This is a genomic window from Pseudomonas sp. TH32 (assembly GCF_016650855.1).
GTDB lineage: Bacteria > Pseudomonadota > Gammaproteobacteria > Pseudomonadales > Pseudomonadaceae > Aquipseudomonas.
In genome coordinates this window covers 5,727,712-5,750,168 of sequence record NZ_JAEKFA010000002.1, presented here as the reverse complement: position 1 = coordinate 5,750,168, position 22,457 = coordinate 5,727,712, and the positions used below count along the sequence as shown (strand labels likewise).

19 protein-coding genes and 1 pseudogene are annotated in these 22,457 nt (G+C 62.2%); 9 read left to right on the top strand and 11 right to left on the bottom strand.

The features are described 5' to 3' along the window. Positions 1-90: 90 nt before the first annotated feature. Positions 91-1,035 carry a LysR family transcriptional regulator gene (locus tag JFV30_RS30040; RefSeq protein ID WP_010168858.1) on the top strand — a complete coding sequence of 315 codons (945 nt, stop codon included), beginning with the start codon at positions 91-93 and terminating at the stop codon, positions 1,033-1,035. 190 nt (positions 1,036-1,225) lie between these two features. Continuing rightward, complete coding sequence (locus JFV30_RS30035) at positions 1,226-2,839, top strand: alkaline phosphatase family protein (protein WP_201125866.1); 1,614 nt, start codon at positions 1,226-1,228, stop codon at positions 2,837-2,839. A 184-nt stretch (positions 2,840-3,023) separates the two neighbouring features. Here JFV30_RS30035 and JFV30_RS30030 read toward each other — a convergent pair whose 3' ends face one another. Continuing rightward, complete coding sequence (locus tag JFV30_RS30030) at positions 3,024-3,929, bottom strand: TauD/TfdA dioxygenase family protein (RefSeq protein WP_169386661.1); 906 nt, start codon at positions 3,927-3,929, stop codon at positions 3,024-3,026. A gap of 183 nt (positions 3,930-4,112) precedes the next feature. Between JFV30_RS30030 and JFV30_RS30025 the strand changes: the two genes are divergently transcribed. Continuing rightward, positions 4,113-5,033 (top strand): LysR family transcriptional regulator, encoded by a 921-nt coding sequence (locus tag JFV30_RS30025; RefSeq protein ID WP_201125865.1) that lies wholly within the window; start codon positions 4,113-4,115, stop codon positions 5,031-5,033. A gap of 16 nt (positions 5,034-5,049) precedes the next feature. Here the strand turns inward: JFV30_RS30025 and JFV30_RS30020 are convergent, their stop codons facing one another. Next, positions 5,050-6,051, bottom strand: a complete 1,002-nt coding sequence (locus JFV30_RS30020) for an ABC transporter substrate-binding protein (protein WP_010168850.1) — start codon at positions 6,049-6,051, stop codon at positions 5,050-5,052. Positions 6,052-6,337: 286 nt separating this feature from the next. On the opposite strand from JFV30_RS30020, the gene JFV30_RS30015 reads away from it, so the two are divergent. The 3 genes and pseudogenes from JFV30_RS30015 (at position 6,338) to JFV30_RS30005 (ending at position 10,372) form a co-directional block, all read left to right on the top strand. Then, positions 6,338-7,936 (top strand): ABC transporter permease, encoded by a 1,599-nt coding sequence (locus JFV30_RS30015; RefSeq protein WP_201125864.1) that lies wholly within the window; start codon positions 6,338-6,340, stop codon positions 7,934-7,936. Then, a pseudogene (locus JFV30_RS30010) lies at positions 7,933-8,747 on the top strand (ABC transporter ATP-binding protein). Before JFV30_RS30015 ends, JFV30_RS30010 begins: the two are co-directional and overlap by 4 nt. Positions 8,748-8,761: 14 nt before the next feature. Then, entirely contained in the window at positions 8,762-10,372 is a 1,611-nt protein-coding gene (locus JFV30_RS30005) for an arylsulfatase (protein ID WP_169386663.1), read from the top strand. Here JFV30_RS30005 and JFV30_RS30000 read toward each other — a convergent pair. Next, positions 10,344-11,423, bottom strand: coding sequence for a fatty acid desaturase (locus JFV30_RS30000; protein WP_201125863.1), 1,080 nt, complete (start codon positions 11,421-11,423; stop codon positions 10,344-10,346). The two genes, JFV30_RS30005 and JFV30_RS30000, sit on opposite strands and share 29 nt — an antisense overlap. Before the next feature lie 101 nt (positions 11,424-11,524). Here JFV30_RS30000 and JFV30_RS29995 point away from each other — a divergent pair, with 101 nt between their 5' ends. After that, a complete protein-coding gene (locus tag JFV30_RS29995; RefSeq protein ID WP_201125862.1) occupies positions 11,525-12,529 on the top strand; it encodes an AraC family transcriptional regulator in 1,005 nt (334 codons plus the stop codon). Positions 12,530-12,676: 147 nt separating this feature from the next. Here the strand turns inward: JFV30_RS29995 and JFV30_RS29990 are convergent, their stop codons facing one another. Together JFV30_RS29990 and JFV30_RS29985 are read right to left on the bottom strand one after the other, a co-directional pair. Then, on the bottom strand, positions 12,677-13,042 hold the full coding sequence (locus tag JFV30_RS29990) for a response regulator (RefSeq protein ID WP_003218132.1): 366 nt from the start codon (positions 13,040-13,042) through the stop codon (positions 12,677-12,679). A 38-nt stretch (positions 13,043-13,080) separates the two neighbouring features. After that, positions 13,081-13,767, bottom strand: coding sequence for a Crp/Fnr family transcriptional regulator (locus tag JFV30_RS29985; RefSeq protein ID WP_010168842.1), 687 nt, complete (start codon positions 13,765-13,767; stop codon positions 13,081-13,083). A gap of 83 nt (positions 13,768-13,850) precedes the next feature. On the opposite strand from JFV30_RS29985, the gene JFV30_RS29980 reads away from it, so the two are divergent. Next, positions 13,851-14,375: an Mpo1 family 2-hydroxy fatty acid dioxygenase gene (locus JFV30_RS29980; protein WP_010168840.1), complete on the top strand. Its 525-nt coding sequence runs from the start codon at positions 13,851-13,853 to the stop codon at positions 14,373-14,375. Positions 14,376-14,527: 152 nt separating this feature from the next. Here JFV30_RS29980 and JFV30_RS29975 read toward each other — a convergent pair whose 3' ends face one another. The 6 genes from JFV30_RS29975 to dibA form a co-directional block, all read right to left on the bottom strand. After that, positions 14,528-15,508 (bottom strand): sulfate/molybdate ABC transporter ATP-binding protein, encoded by a 981-nt coding sequence (locus tag JFV30_RS29975; protein WP_010168838.1) that lies wholly within the window; start codon positions 15,506-15,508, stop codon positions 14,528-14,530. Between the two features lie 3 nt (positions 15,509-15,511). After that, complete coding sequence (cysW, locus tag JFV30_RS29970; RefSeq protein WP_010168836.1) at positions 15,512-16,384, bottom strand: sulfate ABC transporter permease subunit CysW; 873 nt, start codon at positions 16,382-16,384, stop codon at positions 15,512-15,514. Between the two features lie 13 nt (positions 16,385-16,397). Beyond that, positions 16,398-17,216 (bottom strand): sulfate ABC transporter permease subunit CysT, encoded by an 819-nt coding sequence (cysT, locus tag JFV30_RS29965; protein WP_010168834.1) that lies wholly within the window; start codon positions 17,214-17,216, stop codon positions 16,398-16,400. 164 nt (positions 17,217-17,380) lie between these two features. Next, positions 17,381-18,391, bottom strand: a complete 1,011-nt coding sequence (locus JFV30_RS29960) for a sulfate ABC transporter substrate-binding protein (protein ID WP_010168832.1) — start codon at positions 18,389-18,391, stop codon at positions 17,381-17,383. 76 nt (positions 18,392-18,467) lie between these two features. After that, the gene (oscA, locus tag JFV30_RS29955) at positions 18,468-18,650 is read right to left on the bottom strand and encodes a sulfur starvation response protein OscA (protein WP_003170956.1); all 183 of its coding nucleotides are present in this window, start codon (positions 18,648-18,650) and stop codon (positions 18,468-18,470) included. Positions 18,651-18,955: 305 nt separating this feature from the next. After that, positions 18,956-20,866, bottom strand: coding sequence for a phosphodiesterase DibA (dibA, locus tag JFV30_RS29950; protein WP_201125861.1), 1,911 nt, complete (start codon positions 20,864-20,866; stop codon positions 18,956-18,958). A gap of 166 nt (positions 20,867-21,032) precedes the next feature. On the opposite strand from dibA, the gene desA reads away from it, so the two are divergent. Further along, positions 21,033-22,217, top strand: a complete 1,185-nt coding sequence (gene desA, locus JFV30_RS29945; protein ID WP_010168824.1) for a delta-9 fatty acid desaturase DesA — start codon at positions 21,033-21,035, stop codon at positions 22,215-22,217. Positions 22,218-22,457: the final 240 nt, after the last annotated feature.

Below are 22,457 nucleotides of genomic sequence, written 5' to 3'. Positions count from 1 at the left end.
TACAAACATTTACTGCATAAGAGATAGCCTTTATAAGGAGTCGACCTAATGCATAGCCAATGCATTTCCCCGATATTTTCAATGTGAAAAATGCATATCGACCTGCGCCAACTTCGCCACTTCATCGCCCTTGCCGAGCAACGCAGTTTTGTCGCGGCGGCGGTGACCGTGAACCTGTCGCAATCGGCCTTCAGCCGCAGCATCCAGGCGCTGGAACTCAGCGCCGGGTGCCAGTTGGTGGACCGTGGCCGCAAGGACCTGGCGCCGACCAAACAAGGCCAGGTGCTGCTCGAACATGCACGGCGGCTGGTCAGTGGCGCCCAGCAACTGGCCAATGAAATCAGCCAATTCAACGGGCTGGAGGCCGGAGAGTTACGTTTCGGTTGCGGCCCGGCGCCCGCTGCCGGGCTGATCCCGAAAGCCATCGGCAGTTTCATCGGGCGCTATCCCAAGGCCCGGGTGCAGTTCCAGGTGGACGACTGGCAAAGCCTGAGCAAGCGCCTGCTCAGCGAAGAGTTCGAATTTTTCGTCGCCGACACCCGGCACTTTGAAGCCAACCCGGACTACCAGACCCACCGGCTGCGCCCGCGCAAATGGTACTTCTGCTGCCGTGCCGGGCATCCGTTGGCAACCCGGGAAAGCGTGACCGGCGCAGAATTGATGAGTTATCCGCTGGCGGTGACCATCCGCCCGCCGAACCTGCGCAAGGTCATCGTCGACCTCAGTGGCCGGCCCGACTACACGCCCAACGTCGAATGCGAAAACGGCTATAGCCTGCTGGGCGTGGTGCTGCGTTCGGACGCCATCGGCATCGTCAGCGCCAACAGCGACGTGCTGCACATGGCCCGTGGCGAACTGGTGTGCCTGCGCATTGAAGGCCTGGCCGAAGACCTGGAGGAGCGCTACACCCGCTACGGGATTGTCAGCCGCGCAGGGTATCGCCTGTCACCGCTGGCCGAGGCGATGATCGAGCAGATCAAGGTGATCGATGAGCAGGATGAAGAGGTGTGTGCGCTGGAGAATTTTGCTGTCTGAGCGACCGCTATCGCAGGCAAGCCAGCTCCCACAGGGGAATGCATTTCAAAGGTGGGAGCTGGCTTGCCTGCGATAGCACCGGTCGCCACACCCATGCGCCCACTGCATGAAACCCATTCCCCGAATGCACTTGCTTCAACGCCTGCCAAGCGGCGAAATCGTTCGCCTGTCCTCCGTTCGGTGAAGTCTCATGTCCCACCCCAAACCTGTGCGCAACGTGCTCTACATCATGTGCGACCAACTGCGCCGCGATTACCTCTCGTGCTATGGCCACGCCCATTTGCACACCCCCCATATCGACCGCCTGGCCGCCGCCGGCGTGCGCTTCAGCCGGGCCTACACCCAAGGCACGATTTGCGGCCCGTCGCGGATGTCGGCCTACACCGGGCGTTACGTCAGCAGCCACCAGGTAGCCTGGAACGCGGTGCCGCTGCCCCTGGAAGAACTGACGATCGGCGACTACCTGCGGCCCCACGGCATCCGTACCGCGCTGGTGGGCAAGACCCACGCCACGCCCAATCTCGAGGCCTTGCAACGCCTGGAGATCGACCCCGACAGTGCCCAGGCACAACCGCTGAACGAAGTGGGCTTCGAGGCGTATTTCCGGCACGACGGAATCTTCCCCGACAGCCCGCTGTTCACCGAAAAACGCGAGTCCGCGCCCTACACCCACTACTTGCGCGAGCAGGGCTACGACAGCGCCAACCCGTGGCACGAATGGGCGAATGCGGCGGCCGGCGAATCCGGAGAGATCCTCAGCGGCTGGCACATGCGTAACGCTCACCTGCCGGCGCGGGTGGACGAGCAGCACTCGGAAACCGTCTACACCACCGATCGCGCCATCGACTTCATCACCGAGCAGGGCGAGCAGCCGTGGTGCCTGCACCTGTCGTACATCAAGCCACACTGGCCCTACATCGCCCCGGCGCCGTACCACGCGCTGTACACCGCCGAGCAGGTGCAGGCACCGATCCGAGCCGCCTCCGGAAAGGCCAGCGATCACCCGGTGTACCAGGCCTTCCGGCAGCACCAGGAGAGCCTGAATTTCTCCCGGGACGCAGTGCGGCTTAACGTGATTCCGACCTACATGGGCCTGATCAAGCAGGTGGACGATCAACTCGGCCGGCTGTTTGATTTCCTCGAAAGCAATGGCCGCTGGGACGACACGCTGATCGTGTTTACCAGCGACCACGGTGACTTCCTCGGTGATCATTTCCTGGGTGAAAAGGAATTCCTGCTGGAGCCGGCGGTAGGCATTCCACTGATCGTGCGCGACCCGCGTGCCGCCGCCGATATCAGCCGAGGCACGGTGGATGAGCGCCTGGTGGAAACCATCGATGCCTTGCCGACGTTCCTGCAAGCCTTGGGATTACCGGGTGCCGAACATCGCCTTGAGGGCCGCTCGTTGATTCCGCTGCTGCACGGCGAAGACATCGACTGGCGCCGCTACGCCATCGCCGAATACGACTATGCGTTCCAGGCCCCGGCCCGCGAACGCCTGGAGCAGCCCATCGACCGCTGCCGCATGACCATGGTGCGCAGCGAGCGCTGGAAATACCTGGCCTACGACGGTTACCGCGCGCAGTTGTTCGACTTGCAGAATGACCCGCAGGAACTGCATGACCTGGGCACCGACCCGGCGCATGCCGATGTGCGCGAGGCGCATCGGGGTTATCTGTTCGAATGGCTGCGGGGCTTGAAGCGGCGCACCACCATCAGCCACGCCGAGATTGATCTGCGTGGCCAACGGTTTCGGTATGGCGAGCCGGAGGCAGAGAAGGTGGTGCAGATCGGCGTTTGGTGACGCCGAAACCCGCTTTTGTGGCGAGGGGGCTTGTCCCCCGTTGGGCTGCGAAGCAGCCCCAATAAGGTACATGCGGTCTGCCAGATACAATGACGTTGGCAGTTCCTGGGGCCGCTTCGCAGCCCAACGGGGGACAAGCCCCCTCGCCACAGCAAGCCCCCTAGCCACGAATATTGCGGTGGTTTTATAGGCCGCGGGTGGTCTGGCTGCGCTGCCCCTGCACGCTCACCGGCACATCGCCCTTGAGCGTCACCCGGCGCACGATGCGCTCCTGGGTGCCGTAGTCATCCACCGCGTAATGCTGGGTGGCGCGGTTGTCCCAGATCGCCACGTCGCCGGTGTTCCAGCGCCAGCGCACGGTGTTTTCCAGGCGCGTGACGTAGCTTTGCAGCAGGTTGAACAGGTGCGCCGAATCCACCTGTGAATAGCCCTTCAGGCGTTTGACGAAGTGCCCCAGCAGCAAGGTTTTTTCGCCACTGACCGGGTGCACGCGCACCACCGGGTGTTCGGTCTCGTAGACCGTCGAGGTGAAGACCTTGCGGTACTCCTCGAGCTTCTCCGGCGATACGTCCGGCTTGCGCGCGGCGTAGTCGTATTCATTGCTGTGCACGGCCCAAAGCTTGTCCGCCAGCTCACGCAGTTCGGCATTCAGGTCGTTGTAGGCGGCAGCGGTGTTGGCCCAGACGGTGTCACCGCCCGAAGCCGGCGCCAGCACCGAACGCAGGATCGAGGCTTTCGGGTAGGCATCGACGAAGGTCACGTCGGTGTGCCACGAGTTGGCGCGCTGGCCACGGGCGCCGTCCAGTTCCAGCAGGAACCGTGTGCCGTCGCGCACCGGTACGGTGGGGTGGGCAATCGGCTCGCCGAGCAGATGGGCGAAAGCTTCCTGGCTCTGGTCATCAAGGTGGGTCTGCTCGCGGAAGAAGATCACCTTGTACTGCACCAGCGCCTGCTGGATGGCTTCGACCGTGGCGGCATCCAGCCCGCCGGATAACGTGATGCCACGGATCTCGGCGCCAATGCGTCCGGCTACCGGGTGGATATCCAGCGCCAGGGCGACGGGTTGAACAGCTAGTGCGGCGTTGCTCATGGTGATGACCCTCATGTGCCAGCTTTCGGTTGGGAGTAGCGTGCAACAACGCTCTATTCATATGCATTTTAGGTCTAGCAAATGAACACATGCTTCGTTGACGGAATAAGAGCTTGCATTTAAAACCTCAGCTCCCCCGGTCGCAAATGCCTTCGACCTATTTTTCAGATGCCAGGAAAGCATATGGATCTTCGCCAACTGCGCTACTTCATTGCCCTCAACGAACACCGCAGTTTTGTGCGTGCCGCCGACGCCATGGGCATCACCCAACCGGCGTTCAGCCGCAGCATCCAGGGGCTGGAGCAGGAGTTCGGCTGCGTACTGGTAGACCGTGGCAACAAGGACCTGCGCCCCACACCCGAAGGCCAGGTGGTGCTGCAGCACGCCCTGACCCTGGTGCACGGCGCCGCGTTGCTGAGCAGCGAAGTCACGCGCATGACCAAGCTCGATGCCGGCGAACTGCGCTTCGGTTGCGGCCCGGCGCCGGCGGTGAAACTGGTGCCGGACGCGGTGGCGCGCTTTATCACCGCCCACCCGAAAATCCGCACCAGCTTCCAGGTGGATAACTGGGAAAAACTCAGCCGCAGCCTGAGCCGCGAAGAGATCGAATTCTTTATCGCCGACATCCGCCAGTTCGAGTCCGACCCGAACTTTCAGACCCGGCCACTGACGCCCAAGCGCGGGGTGTTTTTCTGCCGACCGGGGCACCCGCTGTTGGCCAAGGACAGCCTGTCCACCAACGACATGTTCGATTACCCGTTGGCCGCGCCGCTGATTTCCCAGGGCATTCGCAAACTGCTGGCGAACCTCAGCGGGCGCATGGATTTTTCCCCGAGCATTCACACCGAGCACTTCCCGGCCTTGGTGAAGATCGTGTTGCAGTCCAACTCCATTGGCGTGGGCACCGAGGAAGCGTTCGCCGAGGACGTTGCCAAAGGTGAGCTGGTGCTGCTGCACTGGCGCAACCTGCCGCAGAACCTGGAGAGCCTGAATGCGCGTTGCGGGATCGTCAGCCGCACCGGTTTTCGCTTGTCGCCGGCGGCGAAGGCGATGATCGAGACGCTGGTGGCGGTGGATCAACAGGAGGTGAGTGTGGCGGTTTGAGAACCGCCCCCTCGCTTCAGATTCCGGCTGCTGCCAGCTTCGGCGCTACCCAATCACTCACCTGGAACGGCTTGCGGATCAACCGCTGCTGGGACGCCAGGTCCACCTTGTCCTGCAATTTGGCGAGGAACACCGGGTCGAGGGTCGACGGGAAAATCTCGCTGAGTTTCTGGTCTTTCAAGTCGTTGGTCAAGATCACCGGTGGATAACTCGCCAGCCCCGACACCAGTTGGATGTAGGCCTGTTTGTTGTTGTCATCGGTCAACCATTGCACCGCCTGCTGCTGTGCCTTGAGCAGTGTGGCCACGGCTTCAGGGTGCTCATCGACAAACGTGCCACTGCCCACCAGCACACCCTGGATACTGCCGGCATCGCCCAAATCCTTGGTGCTCAGCGGTATCTCGGCCAGGCCCTTGGCTTGCAGCGCACTCAGGCCCGAGCTGCCCCAGGTCGCGTCAATCTGCTTGGCAGCCAGTGCGGCGACGGCGGCGTTGAAGTCCAGGTTGATGACTTTCAGATCCTTCTCACTCAAGCCCTGGCTGGCCAATGCGCTGTCGAACGACAGCTGGCTGGCGGTGCCACGGAACACCGCAACGCGCTTGCCCTTGAGGTCTTGCAAGGTCTTGATGCTCGAACCGGGCACCACTCCCAGATAATGTTTCACGCCTCGGGCACTGGCACTCAACAAGCGCGTGTCGAGGCCGTTGGACTTGCCGATGATCGCTGCCAGGTCGCCCAGGTAGGCAAGGTCCACCTGGCCATTGGCAAAGGCTTCGTTGATCACCGGGCCTGCGCCCTTGAAGAAATTCCACTGGATCTTGATGCCCTGCTCGGCGAAGGCCTTTTCGAAGATCTGCTGTTCGCGCAGCACGTCCACCACCCCGCCGCCGCTGTGCTGGGTACCGGCGCTGAGGTCGGGCACGGCAATCCTGATCTCCTTGAGGTCGGCAGCCTGCACCAGCCCGGCCAACGCCGTACCGGCGACCAATGTGATCAAGCGTTTGAAGGGCAGCTTCATGGGTGTTGCTCCTGTGGGCGGCGGTTGCCTGGGGAGCAGAAAGTAGGCACAAGCGGGTCAAAACTTTAAATACTATAAATTCACAATTTAATAGCTTTCGGGTCTATAGGCGGCCAAACGCAGGCTCCAGAGGGTTATGCATCAACAGCATGGAAAATATTCTTCAAATGCATTGGATGCGTGTCGGGTGGCGGCTTTAAATGGTTTTTCTTATCCCTCAATCGTCTTGATTGTTTGTTTATAAGATCAAAAAAACATAACGCCCACCGGACAACGGAGGTCATCCATGGCCCGAATCTCGCTGTTGAGCCTGCCACTGGCGGCCCCTGCCCAAGGGCGGCAGCCACGTTTGCCGCACCTGGGCGAGCGCCTGTTGCCCTGGCTGCTGCCGCTGGCATTGTTTGCCCTGTGGTGGCTGGCCAGCCGCAATCACTGGATGAGCGAACAGATTCTGCCCGCGCCGTCGCTGGTGTGGAGCAGCGCCGTGGAACTGGCGGGCGGCGAGTTGTGGAGCCACTTGGCGATCAGCCTGCGACGACTGTTCTGGGGCTTGTTGGCGGGCGTCAGTGCCGGCGCCGTGCTGGGCGCCCTTTTGGGTTTCAGTCCCCGGGCCGAGCGCCTGGTGTTCCCGACCTTCAGCGCGCTGTCACAGGTCCCGACGCTGGCGTGGATCCCGTTGTTCATGGTGTTTTTCGGGATTGGCGAAACCTTGAAACTGGTGGTGCTGGTCAAGGCCATTGTGGTGCCGGTCACCCTGCATACGCTGGTGGGCGTGCGCGATGCCCAGCCCGGCCTGCGTGAAGCCGCACGGGTGCTGCGCCTGCCGTCTCACCTGTTGATCCGGCGCCTGATTCTGCCGGCCGCACTGCCGGCGTTCATGGCCGGTGTGCGCCTGGCCCTGGCCGCCGGCTGGACCTCGTTGCTGGCGGTGGAACTGCTGGCCTCCAGCGAAGGCATCGGCTACCTGATGGTGTGGGCGCGGCAGCTGTTCATGCTGGATATCGTCTTCGTGTGCATCGTGGTGATCGGCGTGCTGGGGGTGGTCATGGACCGTGGGGTCGGCTGGCTGGACCGCAAGTGGGTGCACTGGCCGCACCCGGCCACCGCGCAGATTCGCCGTGGCCCGCGCTACCAGGGCTGGCAACGCTTGCAGCCGTGGCTGCTGCCGCTGGGTTTGTTGGCACTGTGGCAACTGGCAACGCAGCAGGCCTGGGTGGATCCGAACATCCTGGTCAGCCCATGGGCCGTGCTGCAAACCACAGCCGCTGGCGTGCTGGATTTGAGCCTGGTCAGCGCGCTGGCTCTGAGCCTCGGGCGCACCTTGGGCGGCTTGGTGCTGGGCGGCGGCCTGGGCTTCCTCGTGGGCTTGCTGCTGGGCCTGTCGCGCACCAGTGAACGCGTGCTCGGCCCGACCCTCGCCGCCCTGCGCCAGATCGCGATTTTCGCCTGGGTGCCGCTGCTCACCGCCTGGTTCGGCCTCGGTGAATTGGCCAAGTGGGTATTCATCGCCCTTGCGGCGTTTTTCCCGCTGTTTATCGCCACCCAACGCAGCGTGCTGAACCTGTCACCCCAACTGAACGAAGCCGCCCAGGTCCTGCGCTTGAGCCTCGGCCAGCGCCTGCGACGGCTGGTGCTGCCGGGTGCGGCAGCCGGGATTTTCGCCGGCCTGCGCCTGAGCCTGATCTACGCCTGGCTGGGCACCATCGGCGCCGAATATTTCATGCCGTCCAACGGCGGCATCGGCAGCCTGATGATCGGCGCCCAGCAGTTGCTGCGCATGGACCTGATCATGAGCGGCATGCTCCTGGTGGGCCTTACCGGCGCCACTCTCAACCTGATCGGCCAACGTATCGAAACCCGCGCCACCCGCTGGAGACACGCATGAACGCACCTATCGTCAGCTTCACCCATGTGGGCAAATCCTTTGATGTCGACGGCTTCGAACTGGAGGCCATCCGCGAATTCAACCTGGACATCGCCGAAGGTGAATTCGTCGCGATTGTCGGCTCCAGCGGCTGTGGCAAATCCACCCTGCTGCGCTTGCTGGTGGGCCTGGATACGCAGTTTCGCGGCCAGATCAGCGTAGATGGCAAGGCGGTCAGTGGCATCGGGGGCGAACGCGGCATCGTGTTCAGGAGCACCGTCTGTTCCCCTGGCTGACGGTGGAAGAAAACATCGGCCTGGGGCTGGTCAACGAGCCCCTGAGCGCCGCCGAAAAGCAGCAGCGCGTCGGCGATTTCATCGAACTGGTAGGCCTGACCGACTTCACCCGCGCCTACCCGCACCAGCTGTCTGGCGGCATGGCGCAACGGGTGGCAATCGCCCGTGGCCTGGTGGCCAGCCCGCGCATCCTGCTGCTGGACGAACCCTTCGGCGCCCTCGACGCCCTGACCCGCCAGCAAATGCAGGACGAGCTGTTGGCTATCCGCGCGCGGGCCAGAATTACCACGATCCTGGTGACCCACGACGTGGAAGAAGCGATTTTTCTCGCCGACCGCGTGGTGGTGATGGAACCCCGCCCGGGGCGGATCAAGCAGGTGGTGGATATCGCCCTGCCCCATCCACGCCAGCGCAGCAGTTTCGACTTTCATCAGTTGCGTGAAGAACTGCTGCACGAACTGATCAGCGATGACCACTACCAGCCACCGGTGCGCGAACAGATCCGCGACCTGCCCCTGGCCTTTATTGCCTGCTGACGAGGAGCGTATTGATGCCGCAACGTCCCAACTTTTTAGTGATTCTGGCCGATGACATGGGTTTCTCCGACCTGGGCGCCTTCGGTGGCGAAATTGCCACGCCGCACCTCGACGCCCTGGCACTCAACGGCCTGCGCCTGACCGACTTCCACACCGCGCCCACCTGCTCGCCAACCCGCTCGATGCTGCTCACCGGCACCGACCATCACATCGCCGGGATCGGCACCATGGCCGAGGCGCTCACCCCGGAGCTGATCGGCAAGCCGGGCTACGAGGGTTACCTCAACGACAAAGTGGTCGCCCTGCCGGAACTGCTGCGCGACGCCGGTTACCAGACCCTGATGAGCGGCAAATGGCACCTGGGCCTGACCGCCGAACTGGCGCCCCACGCCCGGGGTTTCGAGCGTTCGTTCTCGCTGTTGCCGGGGGCGGCCAACCACTATGGTTTCGAGCCGACCTACGACGACACCACGCCGGGCCTGCTCAAATCCACCCCGGCGCTGTACATCGAAGACGACACTTTCGTCGAACAGTTGCCGGAGGATTTCTACTCCTCGGACGCCTTCGGCGACAAGCTGCTGCAGTACCTCAAGGAGCGGGACCAGAGCCGGCCCTTCTTCGCCTACCTGCCGTTTTCCGCCCCGCACTGGCCGTTACAGGCGCCGGCGGAGATCGTCGAAAAATACCGCGGCCGCTACGATGCCGGCCCCGAAGTGCTGCGCCTGGAACGCCTGGAAAAACTCAAGGCGCTGGGGCTGATCGATGCGGATGTGGAGCCCCATCCGTTGATCGAATTGAACACCCAATGGGCGGCCTTGAGCGAGGAGCAACGCCAGGTCTCGGCGCGAGCCATGGAGGTGTATGCGGCGATGGTCGAGCGCATGGACTGGAACATCGGGCGGGTGGTCGAGTACCTGCGCCGACAGGGGCAACTGGACAACACCTTCATCCTGTTCATGTCGGATAACGGCGCCGAAGGTGCCCTGCTGGAAGCGTTCCCCAAGTTCGGCCCGGAGCTTCTGACCTACCTCAACCAGCACTACGACAACCGCCTGGAGAACATCGGCCGCGCCAATTCCTATGTGTGGTACGGCCCGGCCTGGGCCCAGGTGGCGACCGCCCCGTCACGGCTGTTCAAGGCGTTTACCACCGAAGGCGGGATCCGCGTGCCGGCGCTGGTGCATTACCCACAGCTGTCCCTCAAGGGGCGGATCAGCCATGGTTTCGGCACGGTGATGGACATCACGCCGACCATTCTCGACCTCGCCGGCGTGCGCCATCCGGGCAAGCAGTGGCGCGGCAAGCCGGTGGCGCCGTTGCGTGGCAAGTCGTGGTTGGGGTTCCTGTCCGGCGAAACCGAACAGGTGCATGACGAACACACCGTCACCGGCTGGGAGCTGTTTGGCCGCCGGGCGATTCGCCAGGGCCAGTGGAAAGCCGTGTACATCCCGGGGCCCGTGGGGCCCGCCACCTGGCAGCTGTACGACCTGGGCCAGGACCCCGGCGAAATCCATGACCTTGCTCAGAGCCACCCACAAAAACTGGCGACCCTGATCGGCCACTGGCAGCAATACGTCGAAGAAACCGGGGTGATCCTCAGCGCGTCGCCGTTTCAGCCGGATTGATCGCCACCGACGGATGGGTGGCGCGCTCGAACCGATTGGCCCGCGCAAACGTGCCGAAATCGTTGAAGCGCACGCCCATTTCGGCCATCACCTTGTGCGCCGTTTTCACCGTCATCTGGCGGATGTAGAACGGCTCCTTGACCACGAAATGATGAATCCCGTGGGTGCTGCCGAAGTTGAAGCAGAACGCCTGCAACGGCCATAGCCACCAAGGGTTGAGCACCTGGGTTTGCTGGATCACATTGCCCGGCTCGATGTCGCCGTAGTAGTGCATGTTGGAGCTGACAAAGTGCAGGCAGAAGGTGCGCAGCACGTTGGGGCCGATGATCACCACGGCGGCGATGTCGATCACGTGCATCACCGCCAGCGTGTTGGCCGACCAGTCGATCGGCGCGCCCAGCAGGCTGGCGATGCCATTGGCCGCATGGAAGCCGAGGAATACATACCACGCGCCCCAATGCAGCAGCGCCAGCGGTGCGTAAACCAATGCCGTGCGCTTGAGAATACCCAGCTTATGCTTCCAGGACGGAGCCCGAAACACCCGGATCAGCGCCGACATGATGTTGTCGCCGACCATCAGCAACCGCGCCAGGCCCCAGGGTTCACCGTTGGTGATTGCCCGCTCTTCGATGTCGGTTTCGCTGCCGGACACCTTGTGGTGATTGAGGTGGAGATGGCGCCGCACCCAAGGGTTGATGGTGCTCGGCCGCGCCAGCCACACCAGGCCCATCATCAGGTTGTGGGGCAGGCGTTGCTTGCGAAAGTACATGCTGTGGATCAGGTCGTGTTCCAGCTCGTGGGTCAGTGACGCCAGGAACGCGTTGAGCAACAGGCACACCCACCACGCCATATGCCCGGTGATGTACAGCGCCGCGGAACCCAGCATGCCCACCAGGGCAAAGGCCAGGATGCCCGCGCCCAACGCGTCCTGATGCAGCAGCCACGGATGGCGCTGGCGCAATAACTGCCCCTCGGCCAGCACCACTTCACGGATATGCGCTGAACGCTGTTGCGCGTTCATCTGCCGGGGGCTTGCAGAAGTACCGTCCATGCTTCCATCCTCTGTCTTATTGATGCGTACATCCTGCCCTATGCGATCTGGCGGGACGCTAGCCCCACACGCCAACCTGTTGACCGCAAGCGCCAATCAACATGACCGAACCGACCTCCCTCGCCAGCTGGACCCGCGCCCTGCGCAAGCAGCTCGACGCCCTGGACCTCGACAGCGCCGCGCTGTGCGCCCAGGCCGGGCTCGACCCGCAGTTGATGGACGATCCCAATGCACGCTATCCGCTATCGGCCACCACGCGCCTGTGGGAACTGGCGGTGCAGGCCAGCGGCGACCCGGCGATTGGCTTGCGGGTGTCGCGGTTTGTCAGCCCCACCACCTTTCATGCCCTGGGTTATGCGCTGGTGGCCAGCGGCAGCCTGCGGGAAGTGTTCGAGCGGATCGTGCGCTATCACCAGGTGGTCAGCGACGCCCTGAGCCTGGAGCTTAGCCGGGAGGGCGAACGTTACCGCTTTCGCCTGCAACAGCCCACCGGCACGCCCGCGCCGGCGTTTGAGGCAATTGATGCGTTCGCGGCGATCTACGTGCGCACCTGCCGCAATCGCCTGGGCCGCGAGTATGCGCCGCTGGCGGTGTACCTGCGGCGGCCCGAGCCGGCCGACCCCAAACCGTGGCACACGGTGTTTCGCGCGCCGGTGTTTTTTGCCGCCGAGGAAGACCGGCTGGAATTCGCCGCCCGGGACTTCGACAGCCACCTGGACGATGCCAATCCGGAGTTGGCCGAACACAATGAAACCGTGCTCAAGCGCACCCTGGCGCAACTGCGCCCGCTGACCTGGGAGCGCAAAGTGCGTTCGGCCATCGAAGCGCAACTGCCCGACGGTGAGCCGAGCGCCGAGCGGATCGCCCAGGCGTTGCATTTGAGTTTGCGCAGCCTGCAGCGGCACCTGGCGGACGAGGGTTGCCGGTTCGATGCGCTGCTGAATGAGTGCCGGGAGAACCTCGCGCTCCTGCATTTGCGGGATCCCGAGTGTTCACTGGCGGAAATCAGTCATTTGTTGGGGTTTGCCGATACCAGCAGCTTTAACCGGGCGTTCAAGCGCTGGACCGGGATCACGCCGGGGCAGTTTAGGGATGGGTTAAGGTAGTGAGTATTGCGGTGGTTGTGAGGGCCCCATCGCGGGCAAGCCCGGCTCCCACAGTTGACCGAGTGGTCTTGGGCAACAGTGTCCAAATGTGGGAGCCGGGCTTGCCCGCGATAGCGATGGTTCAGCCACTACAAAAGCCAAAGGCAGTCAGCGCCCCCGGTCCCGCCGCAACACCTTCTTCACCCGCGCCACCAACGCCCGGGCTTCAAACGGCTTGAGCAAATAATCATCCTCGTGCAGTTCCAGCCCACGCAGCCGATCTTCAATCCCGTCCGGCGTGGTCAGAAACAACATCGGCGTCTCGCCTTTCAACCGAATCGCCTGTTGCAGCTTCCAGGCATTCAGCCCCGGCAGCATCACATCCAGGATCACCAGATCGTATTCAGTGCTTTCCACAAAGCGCAGGGCCGCCATGCCATTGGCCGCCACCTCCACCGTGTAGCTGGCCTCCTCAAGACTGCGGCCCATCGCCTCGGCCGCCTCTGACTCATGTTCCACTAGCAGGACGCGCATAACACACCTCGAATAATCGTGAACGCAGGCTAACACCCTCAGGCGTGCGCCGCCTCGCGCAAACGCTGCGGGTCGAGGATTTCGATCTCGCCATAGCCCAGGCGCACGATGCCCTGGCCTTGCAGGTCCTTGAGCAACGCATTGGTGGTCTGGCGTGACAGGCTCAGCATCGCGGCCAGGTCTTCCTGGGGCAGTTGCAACACCTGTCGCGCCTGTTCGATGTCGCCGTAGCCTTCGGCGATCATCAGCAGGCGGTGCGCCACCCGCACCGAAGCCGGCATCAGGCTCAGTTGCTCGATGTTGATAAAGGTCAAGCGCAACTTCTGGCTCATCAACAGGGCCATGTCGCGCCAATAACGCGGTGCCTCTTCAAGGATTTGCAGCAACGCCGGCTGCGGCACCTGCAACAGCGTGCAAGGCCCGACGGCGCAGGCGTCATGGGTGCGGGGCAGCCCGTCGAACAGGGAAATCTCGCCGAACCAGTACGGCAATTCCGCCAGGCTCAACACGGCTTCCTTGCCCTGCTCGTTCACCGCGCTGATGCGCAGGGAGCCTTCCAGCACCGCGTACAACCCGCACGGTGGGTCGCCGCGCTTGAACAGGTACTGCCCCGCCGTCAGCTGCCGCAGCCGGGCGCTGGCCAGCAAGCTATTCTGTAAATCAGCAGGCAGATGGCTGTACCAGTGACCGGTGGCCAGCCGCGGGTGCCATTTCTCTGCATCCATGAGAACTCCGAAGATTGTCGGCCAGCTGACAGTGTGTCGCAGGCCTACAGGGCATGATCAAACATCCTACAGGAGGAACAACAATGAAAAGCCTCGTCGACCATCTCAGTCAATACGCTGCCTACCACCGTGACCCGCGCAATATCGCCAGCCACTTTATCGGCATCCCGCTGATTGTGGTGGCCGTGGCCGTGTTGCTGTCACGCCCCGAATGGACGGTGGCCGGGCTCTGGCTCTCGCCGGCCGTGGTGGTGGCGCTGCTCTCGGCGTGGTTCTACCTGCGCCTGGAATTTGCACTCGGTGTGCTGATGACGGTGCTGATGGGCCTGTCGGTGTGGGCCGGGCATGTACTGGCAGCGCAAAGCACGCTGGTGTGGCTGAGCAGCGGCATCGGCATGTTCGTGGTGGGCTGGGTGATCCAGTTTGTCGGGCATTACTACGAGGGCAAAAAACCGGCGTTTGTCGATGACGTGTCCGGGCTGATCGTAGGGCCGTTGTTTGTGGTGGCGGAGTTGGCGTTTCTGGTGGGGCTGCGGCATGACCTGAAGCAGCAGATTGAAGAGCGTTCGGGGCCGGTGGCCGTGCGGCACAAGAACGCCACGGCCTGAGCAACACTGGAGATCCAAATGTGGGAGCGGGCTTGCTGTGGTGAGGGGGCTTGTCCCCCGCCGAGTTCACCGCAGATTGATGGGGCTGCTCCGCAGCCCAGCGCGGGGCAAGCCCGCTCACTACATAGCCTCACATTGGGTTTGCGGCGCTTTTAGGCTTTTTGCCAGACCTTGGGCTTGAAGAACAGCGTCTCGCCCCGCGCCAAACCGGTCAGGCTGTCGTGGTCTTTCACCACTTCAGCTTCGATCAGTTCGCTCTGGCCTTCGACCTTCAGGGTCACCCGAGTGGTCGCGCCCAGTGGGCGAATGTCACGTACTTCAGCCGCGTGATGGTCTTCCAGCTCATGGCGCGACAGCGACACTTCATGCGGGCGGAACAGCACGTGCTTGTCCTCACCCAAGTGCAGGCGGTTGGAGTCACCGAGGAAGTGATAAACGAAATCGCTGGCCGGGTTTTCGTAGACTTCGCCCGGTGAGCCGATCTGCTCGATCACGCCCTTGTTCATCACCACGATGCGGTCCGCCACTTCCATGGCTTCTTCCTGGTCGTGGGTCACGAACACCGAGGTCAGGTTGATGTCTTCGTGCAGGCGCGCCAGCCAGCGGCGCAGCTCTTTACGGACCTTGGCATCCAGGGCGCCGAACGGTTCATCCAGCAGCAGCACTTTAGGTTCTACCGCCAACGCGCGAGCCAGGGCGATACGCTGGCGCTGGCCGCCGGAGAGTTGTTCCGGGTAGCGATCGGACAACCAGTCGAGTTGCACCATGTTCAGCAGCTCGTGGACTTTGACCGCGATCTGGCTTTCGGTCGGGCGCTGGTTTTTCGGTTTCATGCGCAGGCCGAACGCGACGTTGTCGAATACGGTCATGTGGCGGAACAGCGCGTAGTGCTGGAACACAAAGCCGACGTTGCGATCACGCACGTCGTGGCCGGAAACGTCTTCACCGTGGAACACGATGCTGCCGTTATCCGGGGTTTCCAGGCCGGCGATGATGCGCAGCAAGGTGGTCTTGCCGCAGCCGGACGGGCCCAGCAACGCCACCAGCTCGCCACTCTGGATGTCCAGATTGATGCTGTTCAGGGCCTTGAAGGCGTTGAAGTTCTTGCTGACATTACGGACTTCGATCGACATGACTTATTCCTCACCAGCGCTTTTGCGCAGGCGGTTGATACGGTTCTCGCTCCACTGCTTGAGCAGCAGGATGAAGAGCGCCAGGATCAGCAACAGGCTCGCGACGGCAAACGCGGCGACGTGGTTGTATTCGTTGTAGAGGATCTCGACGTGCAGCGGCAAGGTGTTGGTCACGCCGCGAATGTGGCCGGACACCACCGACACCGCGCCGAACTCACCCATCGCCCGCGCCGTACACAGCACCACGCCGTAGATCAGGCCCCACTTGATGTTCGGCACGGTGACATGCCAGAACATCTGCCAGCCGTTGGCGCCCAGCAGGCGCGCGGCCTCTTCTTCCTGGGTGCCTTGTTCCTGCATCAACGGGATCAGCTCACGGGCCACGAACGGCACGGTGACGAAGATCGTCGCCAGCACGATGCCCGGCAAGGCGAACACGATCTGGATGTCATGGTCTTGCAGCCAGGGGCCAAAGAAGCCCTGGGCGCCGAACATCAACACGTACACCAGACCGGCGATCACCGGCGATACCGAGAACGGCAGGTCGATCAGCGTCACCAGGATACTTTTGCCACGGAACGAGTACTTGCTCACGCACCAGGCGGCGCTGACGCCGAACACCACGTTGAGCGGCACCGAGATCACCACGGCGATCACCGTGAGTTTCAACGCCGACAGCGCGTCCGGCTCGAGAATCGCGGTGAAGAACGCCCCCAGGCCATTTTTCAGGCCCTGGGACACCACGATAAACAGCGGCAGCAGCAGAAACAGCGCGAAGATCAACCAGCCGAGGCTGATCAGGATGCGTCGGGACACCGCGCTGCCGCGACGGGCAGCGTTGGCCGAGGACGCGGCGGAAATAGACGATTGGGACATGTTCCGCGCCTCCTTATGGGTGTTCGATGCGCCGCTGCAGCAAGTTGATCAGCAGCAGCAGGACAAAGGAAACCACCAGCATCATCACGCCGATGGCCGTGGCGCCGGTGTAGTCGTATTGGTCGAGCTTGACCATGATCAGCAGCGGCAGAATCTCGGTTTTCATCGGCATGTTGCCGGCGATGAAGATCACCGAACCGTACTCACCCACGCCTCGGGCGAACGCCAATGCGAAGCCGGTCAACCAGGCAGGCAACAGCGCCGGCACCAGGATGTAGCGGAACACTTGCAGTGGCTTGGCACCCAGGCAGGCGGCGGCTTCTTCGATTTCCCGAGGGATATCGGCCAGCACCGGCTGCACGGTACGCACCACGAATGGCAGCGTGACGAAGGTCAGCGCCAGGGTAATACCCAAGGGGGTGTAGGCGATCTTGAAACCCAGGTCGGCGGCGAACTGCCCGACCAGACCTGTCGGCGTGTACAGCGCAGTGAGCGCAATACCGGCGACGGCGGTGGGCAAGGCAAACGGCAGGTCGATCATCGCATCGATGATCTTGCGACCCGGGAAGGTATAACGCACCAGTACCCAGGCCAGCAGGGTGCCGATAACGCCGTTGATGATCGCTGCGCAAAACGCGGTGCCGAAGCTCAGTTTCAACGCCGCCAGCACGCGTGGTGCGGTGATGATGTTCCAGAACTGATCCCAGGTGAGTTGAGCGGCATGTACAAACATCGCCGCCAGCGGGATGAGTACGATCAGGCTGAGGTACACCACGGTGTAGCCCAGCGTCAGCCCGAAGCCGGGTATGACGGGGGAGATACGACGCGACATAAGAGTCCTTGGTTAGCGGGTAGATACCACTGTAGGAGCGAGCGTCTGTGGGAGCCGGGCTTGCCTGCGATGCCGGCACCTCGGTGTATCAGTTACACCGAGGTGATGCTATCGCGGGCAAGCCCGGCTCCCACAGAAAGCTGGCTCCTACAGTTTGATTTTGCTTACTGCGCCGAGTAAATCTGGTCGAACACGCCACCGTCATTGAAGAATTTCGGTTGGGCAGTTTTCCAGCCGCCGAAGTCTTTGTCGATAGTCACCAGGTCCAGTTTCGGGAACTGCTGGGCGTATTTGGCGGCGACTTTCTCATCGCGTGGGCGGTAGAAGTTCTTCGCCGCAATCTCCTGGCCAGCCGGGCTGTACAGGTGCTTGAGGTAGGCGGTGGCGATTTCGGTGTTGCCCTTTTTCTCGGCGTTCTTGTCGACCACAGCCACGGGAGGCTCGGCGAGGATCGACAGCGAAGGCACAACGATGTCGAACTTGTCGGCGCCGCCGTCTTCTTTCAGGGCCAGGAAGGCTTCGTTTTCCCAGGCCAGCAACACGTCACCCTGACCGTTGTTGACGAAGGTGATGGTCGAACCGCGAGCGCCGGTGTCGAGGATCGGCACGTGCTTGAACAGCTCTTTCACGTATTCCTGGGCCTTGGCTTCGCTGCCACCGGCTTTCAGGCCGTAGGCCCACGCGGCGAGGAAGTTCCAGCGGGCGCCGCCGGAGGTTTTCGGGTTCGGGGTAATCACGGAAACGTCTTTCTTGATCAGGTCGCCCCAATCCTTGATGCCTTTAGGGTTGCCCTTGCGCACCAGGAACACGATGGTCGAGGTGTACGGGGTGCTGGCGTCCGGCAGGCGGGTTTGCCAGTTTTCCGGCAGGGTCTTGCCCAGTTTTGCGATTTCGTCGATGTCGCCGGCCAGGGCCAGGGTCACGACGTCGGCACGCAGGCCGTCGATCACCGCGCGGCCTTGCTTGCCCGAACCACCGTGGGACTGCTGGATCTTGACGTTGTCGCCCGGGTGCTCTTTCTTCCAGAAGCTGGTGAATTCAGCGTTGTAGTCCTGGTAGAGCTCGCGGGTCGGGTCGTAAGACACGTTGAGCAGTTCGTAATCCTTGGCAACAGCGGAACCGGCAAACACGGCACTGGCCAGTGCTGCCAGGGCATAACGGCGAATCGACGACATAGAAGGCTCCTGAAATTCTTGGGTGTTGGCTTTTTTCTTATAGTTGCGGGTCTTGCAATCGAATCGCCGATCTTGCTCAGCTCGGTTTGTTGCCCGGGTTCTGCAAACGGAATTTCTCTTTGCGTTCGATTTGTACTACCTGGGCGTTGTGCACAGTGATTTCCACCGCACCAAACCGCAGGTCGCGCAGGGCGCTCTGGATCTCGCGCAAAATGGCTGCTTCGTCCTGGCCGTCAACGCTACGTAGAGATGCGCTCATGGTCGTGCTCCTGAAATGAGAAGTGCCTCGCAGTGGCGGCACTGCTTGCGGCGTGAGGGCGATAGTAGATAAGCGCGGATATTCTTAAAAATACTATTTAAGAATGTTTATATAACCAGAAAGAATTTTCTGGTGGGACGTGGGGTTGCGCGGGGTTTGGGGGCTGAAAATACCGAAGCAAGAACGAGTGCTGTATTTGTGGCGAGGGAGCTTGCTCCCGCTGGACTGCGTAGCAGTCCCATTTTGGGGGGGCGCTGCGCACCCCAGCGGGAGCAAGCTCCCTCGCCACAAAACCCACATGATGTTCAGCGAATGATCGGCGCTCTCGCCCAATCCAGCTCACTGGCCGGCATCGGCCGACCAAACCAGTACCCCTGGCCCAGGTCACACCGCTGCTCCAACAGAAACCGCGCCTGCTCGACCTGCTCGATACCCTCGGCGTGCACCTGCATGCCCATGCTCTGCGCCAACGCGATCACCACCCGCACGATCGCCGCGTCGTCTTCATCCCACGGCAACCCGGCGACAAAGCCCTGATCAATCTTGAGCTTCTGCACCGGCAACCGCTTGAGCCGCAGCAGCGATGAGTAACCGGTGCCAAAGTCGTCAATGGCCAGGCGCAAGCCCAACTCCCGCAGGCGGTGCATTTGTTCAAGGGCGACTTCCGGGTCTTCCATTACCGCGCTTTCGGTGACTTCCAATTCCAGGAATGCCGGATCCAGCCCCGTGTCGTGCAGCACCTTGGCCACTTGCTCATACAGCTCGCGCCGGGCAAACAGGCGGCTGGACACGTTCACCGCGAGGAACGTAAGCGGTGCGCCGCCGGCCAGCCACTGGCACATCTGGCGGCAGGCCTGGTCCATGACCCAGGCGTCGATATCGGCAATCAGCCCGGTACGCTCGGCAATCGGGATGAACTCCCCCGGCGGCACCAGCCCGCGCTCCGGGTGCTGCCAGCGCACCAGGGCTTCGACCCCGATCAGGCGGCTGTTCTGCAGGTCGTGCACCGGTTGGTAGTAAACCCGCAGCTCTTGCTGGTCCAGGGCGCGGCGCAGTTCGCCGGCCATTTCGACACGGTGCTGGGCGTGGGCGGTGAGTTCTTCGGTGTACAAGGCGTAGCCTTCGCGGCCGGCGCTCTTGGCCTTGAACAGCGCCGAATCGGCGTTGCGCAGCAGTTGCTCGGCGCTCAGGGCATCGCTGGGGAACAGGCTGATGCCAATGCTGGCGCTGATAAACAGCTGATGGTCGTCGAAGATGAACGGTTCTTTCATCCCATCGAGAATACGTTGCGCCAGGGCGGCCGCCTGGACCACCTGTGGACAACTTTCCGCCAGCACCGCGAACTCGTCGCCCCCCAGGCGCGCCAGGGTCACGCCGGGGCCGAACAGGCCTTGCAGGCGTTCGCCGACGGCCTTGAGCAACTGGTCGCCGACGTTGTGGCCAAGGCTGTCGTTGATGATCTTGAAGTGGTCCAGGTCCAGCAACAGCAAGGCGCAACCGCGTTTATGGATCTGCGCCGAGGCCAGGGCCTGTTCGGCGCGGTCGGTGAACAGCAGGCGGTTGGGCAGGTCGGTCAGCGGGTCGTGGTGGGCCAGGTGCGCCAGTTCGTGCTCGGAGTGCTTGATGGCACTGATGTCGGAGAACACCGCGACGTAGTGGCTGATGTTGCACTGCTCATCGCGGATGACGCGGATGGTCTGCCACTGTGGATAAATTTCGCCGCTTTTACGGCGGTTCCAGATTTCGCCGCTCCATTCGCCGTCACGCTCCAGGGTCTGGAACATCTGTTGATAGAAGCTCGCGGAGTGGCGCCCGGACTTGAACAGGCTCGGCTGGCGGCCCAACACGTCTTCGCCCTGGTAGCCGGTGATTTCAATGAAGGCACGGTTGACGTGCACGATCAGCCCCTGCGCATCGGTAACCAGCACGCCTTCGCGGGTGCAATCGAACACAGCGGCGGCCTGGCGCAGCCGCTCGCGGTTTTCCTTGAGGGGCTGCTGGATCAGGTTTGCCCGGGCAAAACGGGCGCAAAGCAGATAAATCACCAGGGCGCTGAGGCCAATCCAGATATAGCCCCGCAGCGCCAGCCAATGGATCACTTGCGCCGGTTCGTCGGAAAGTTTGATCAACAGGTGCTGGCTGAGCTGTATCCACACAATGGAAACCAGCAGGTACAACAGCCCCGCACGCAGGGCACCTCGGTATGAAAACAGCATATGGTCAGTAATCCTTACTAAAAAACCAGAATCGCCCTACAAAGGGTCAGGATTATAGAATAGGAAACACCTTGTAAGTCTTATCTGAAACGGTGACTGGTTTTATCCGCAAAGGGAGTGATAATGCGGATGCTGTTTTTTTCTTTATCTGAGGGCCATACAGCCTATGTGGTACAACGGTTTTCTTGACTTGTCGGCCTGGCAACTGGTGGCAGTCACTCTGTTGATGACCCACGTGACCATTGTCGGGGTCACGGTCTATCTGCACCGCTATTCAGCCCACCGCTCCCTGGAGCTCAATGCTGGCCTGAAACACTTCTTCCGCTTCTGGCTGTGGCTCACCACGGCGCAGAACACCCGCGAGTGGACCGCTATCCACCGTAAACACCACGCCAAGTGCGAAACCGTCGACGATCCCCACAGCCCGGTGATCAAAGGCCTGTCCACCGTCCTGCGCAAAGGTGCCGAGCTGTACCGCGCCGAGGCCGAAAACCCCGAGACCCTGCGTATCTACGGCAAGAACTGCCCGGAAGACTGGATCGAACGCAAGCTCTACACCCCGTACCCGCTGCTGGGCGTGGCAATCATGGGCGTGATCGACCTGCTGCTGTTCGGCACCATCGGCATCACCATCTGGGCCATCCAGATGATGTGGATTCCGTTCTGGGCCGCCGGCGTGATCAACGGCCTGGGCCATGCCATCGGCTACCGCAATTTCGAATGCCGCGACGCGGCGACCAACCTGATTCCCTGGGGCATCATCGTTGGCGGCGAAGAGCTGCATAACAACCACCACACCTACCCCAACTCCGCCAAGCTGTCGGTGAAAAAGTGGGAATTCGACCTGGGCTGGGCCTGGATCAAAGTGTTCAGCTTCCTGCGCCTGGCCAAGGTGCAACGGGTCGCGCCGATCGCCCACCGGGTCGAAGGCAAGGGCCACCTGGACATGGACACCGCCATGGCGATCCTCAACAACCGTTTCCAGATCATGGCCCAGTACCGCAAGTTGGTGATTGGCCCGCTGGTCAAGCAGGAACTGGAGAAGGTCGATCACTCGGTGCGCCACCAGTTCCATCGCGCCAAGCGCCTGCTGTCGCGGGAAACCAGCCTGCTGGATGACCGTCACCACGTGCGCATCCAAAGCATGCTGGAACACAGCCAGGCCCTGAAAGTGATCTACGAAAAGCGCCTGGCGCTGCAACAGATCTGGCTGAAAACCAGCACCAACGGGCATGACATGCTGGCGGCGATCAAGGAATGGGTACACGAGGCCGAGGCCAGCGGGATTCAATCCCTGCGAGACTTTGCCCACCAGTTGAAAACCTATTCGCTGCGGCCTGCCGCGGTCTGACACGGCTGTAGCGAGCCGATTTTTTGTGGCCAGGGAGCTGCTGTAGCGAGGGAGCTTGCTGTGGCGAGGGAGCTTGCTCCCGCTGGAGTGCGCAGCGCTCCCAGGATTTTGGGGCCGCTACGCAGCCCAGCGGGAGCAAGCTCCCTCGCCACAGCAGCTCCCTCGCCACAGCAAGCCCCTCACCCCAACAGGCTCGCTCCTACAGGTTTCTGGCGCCATTTCTTGGTCGCCTCAAATCGA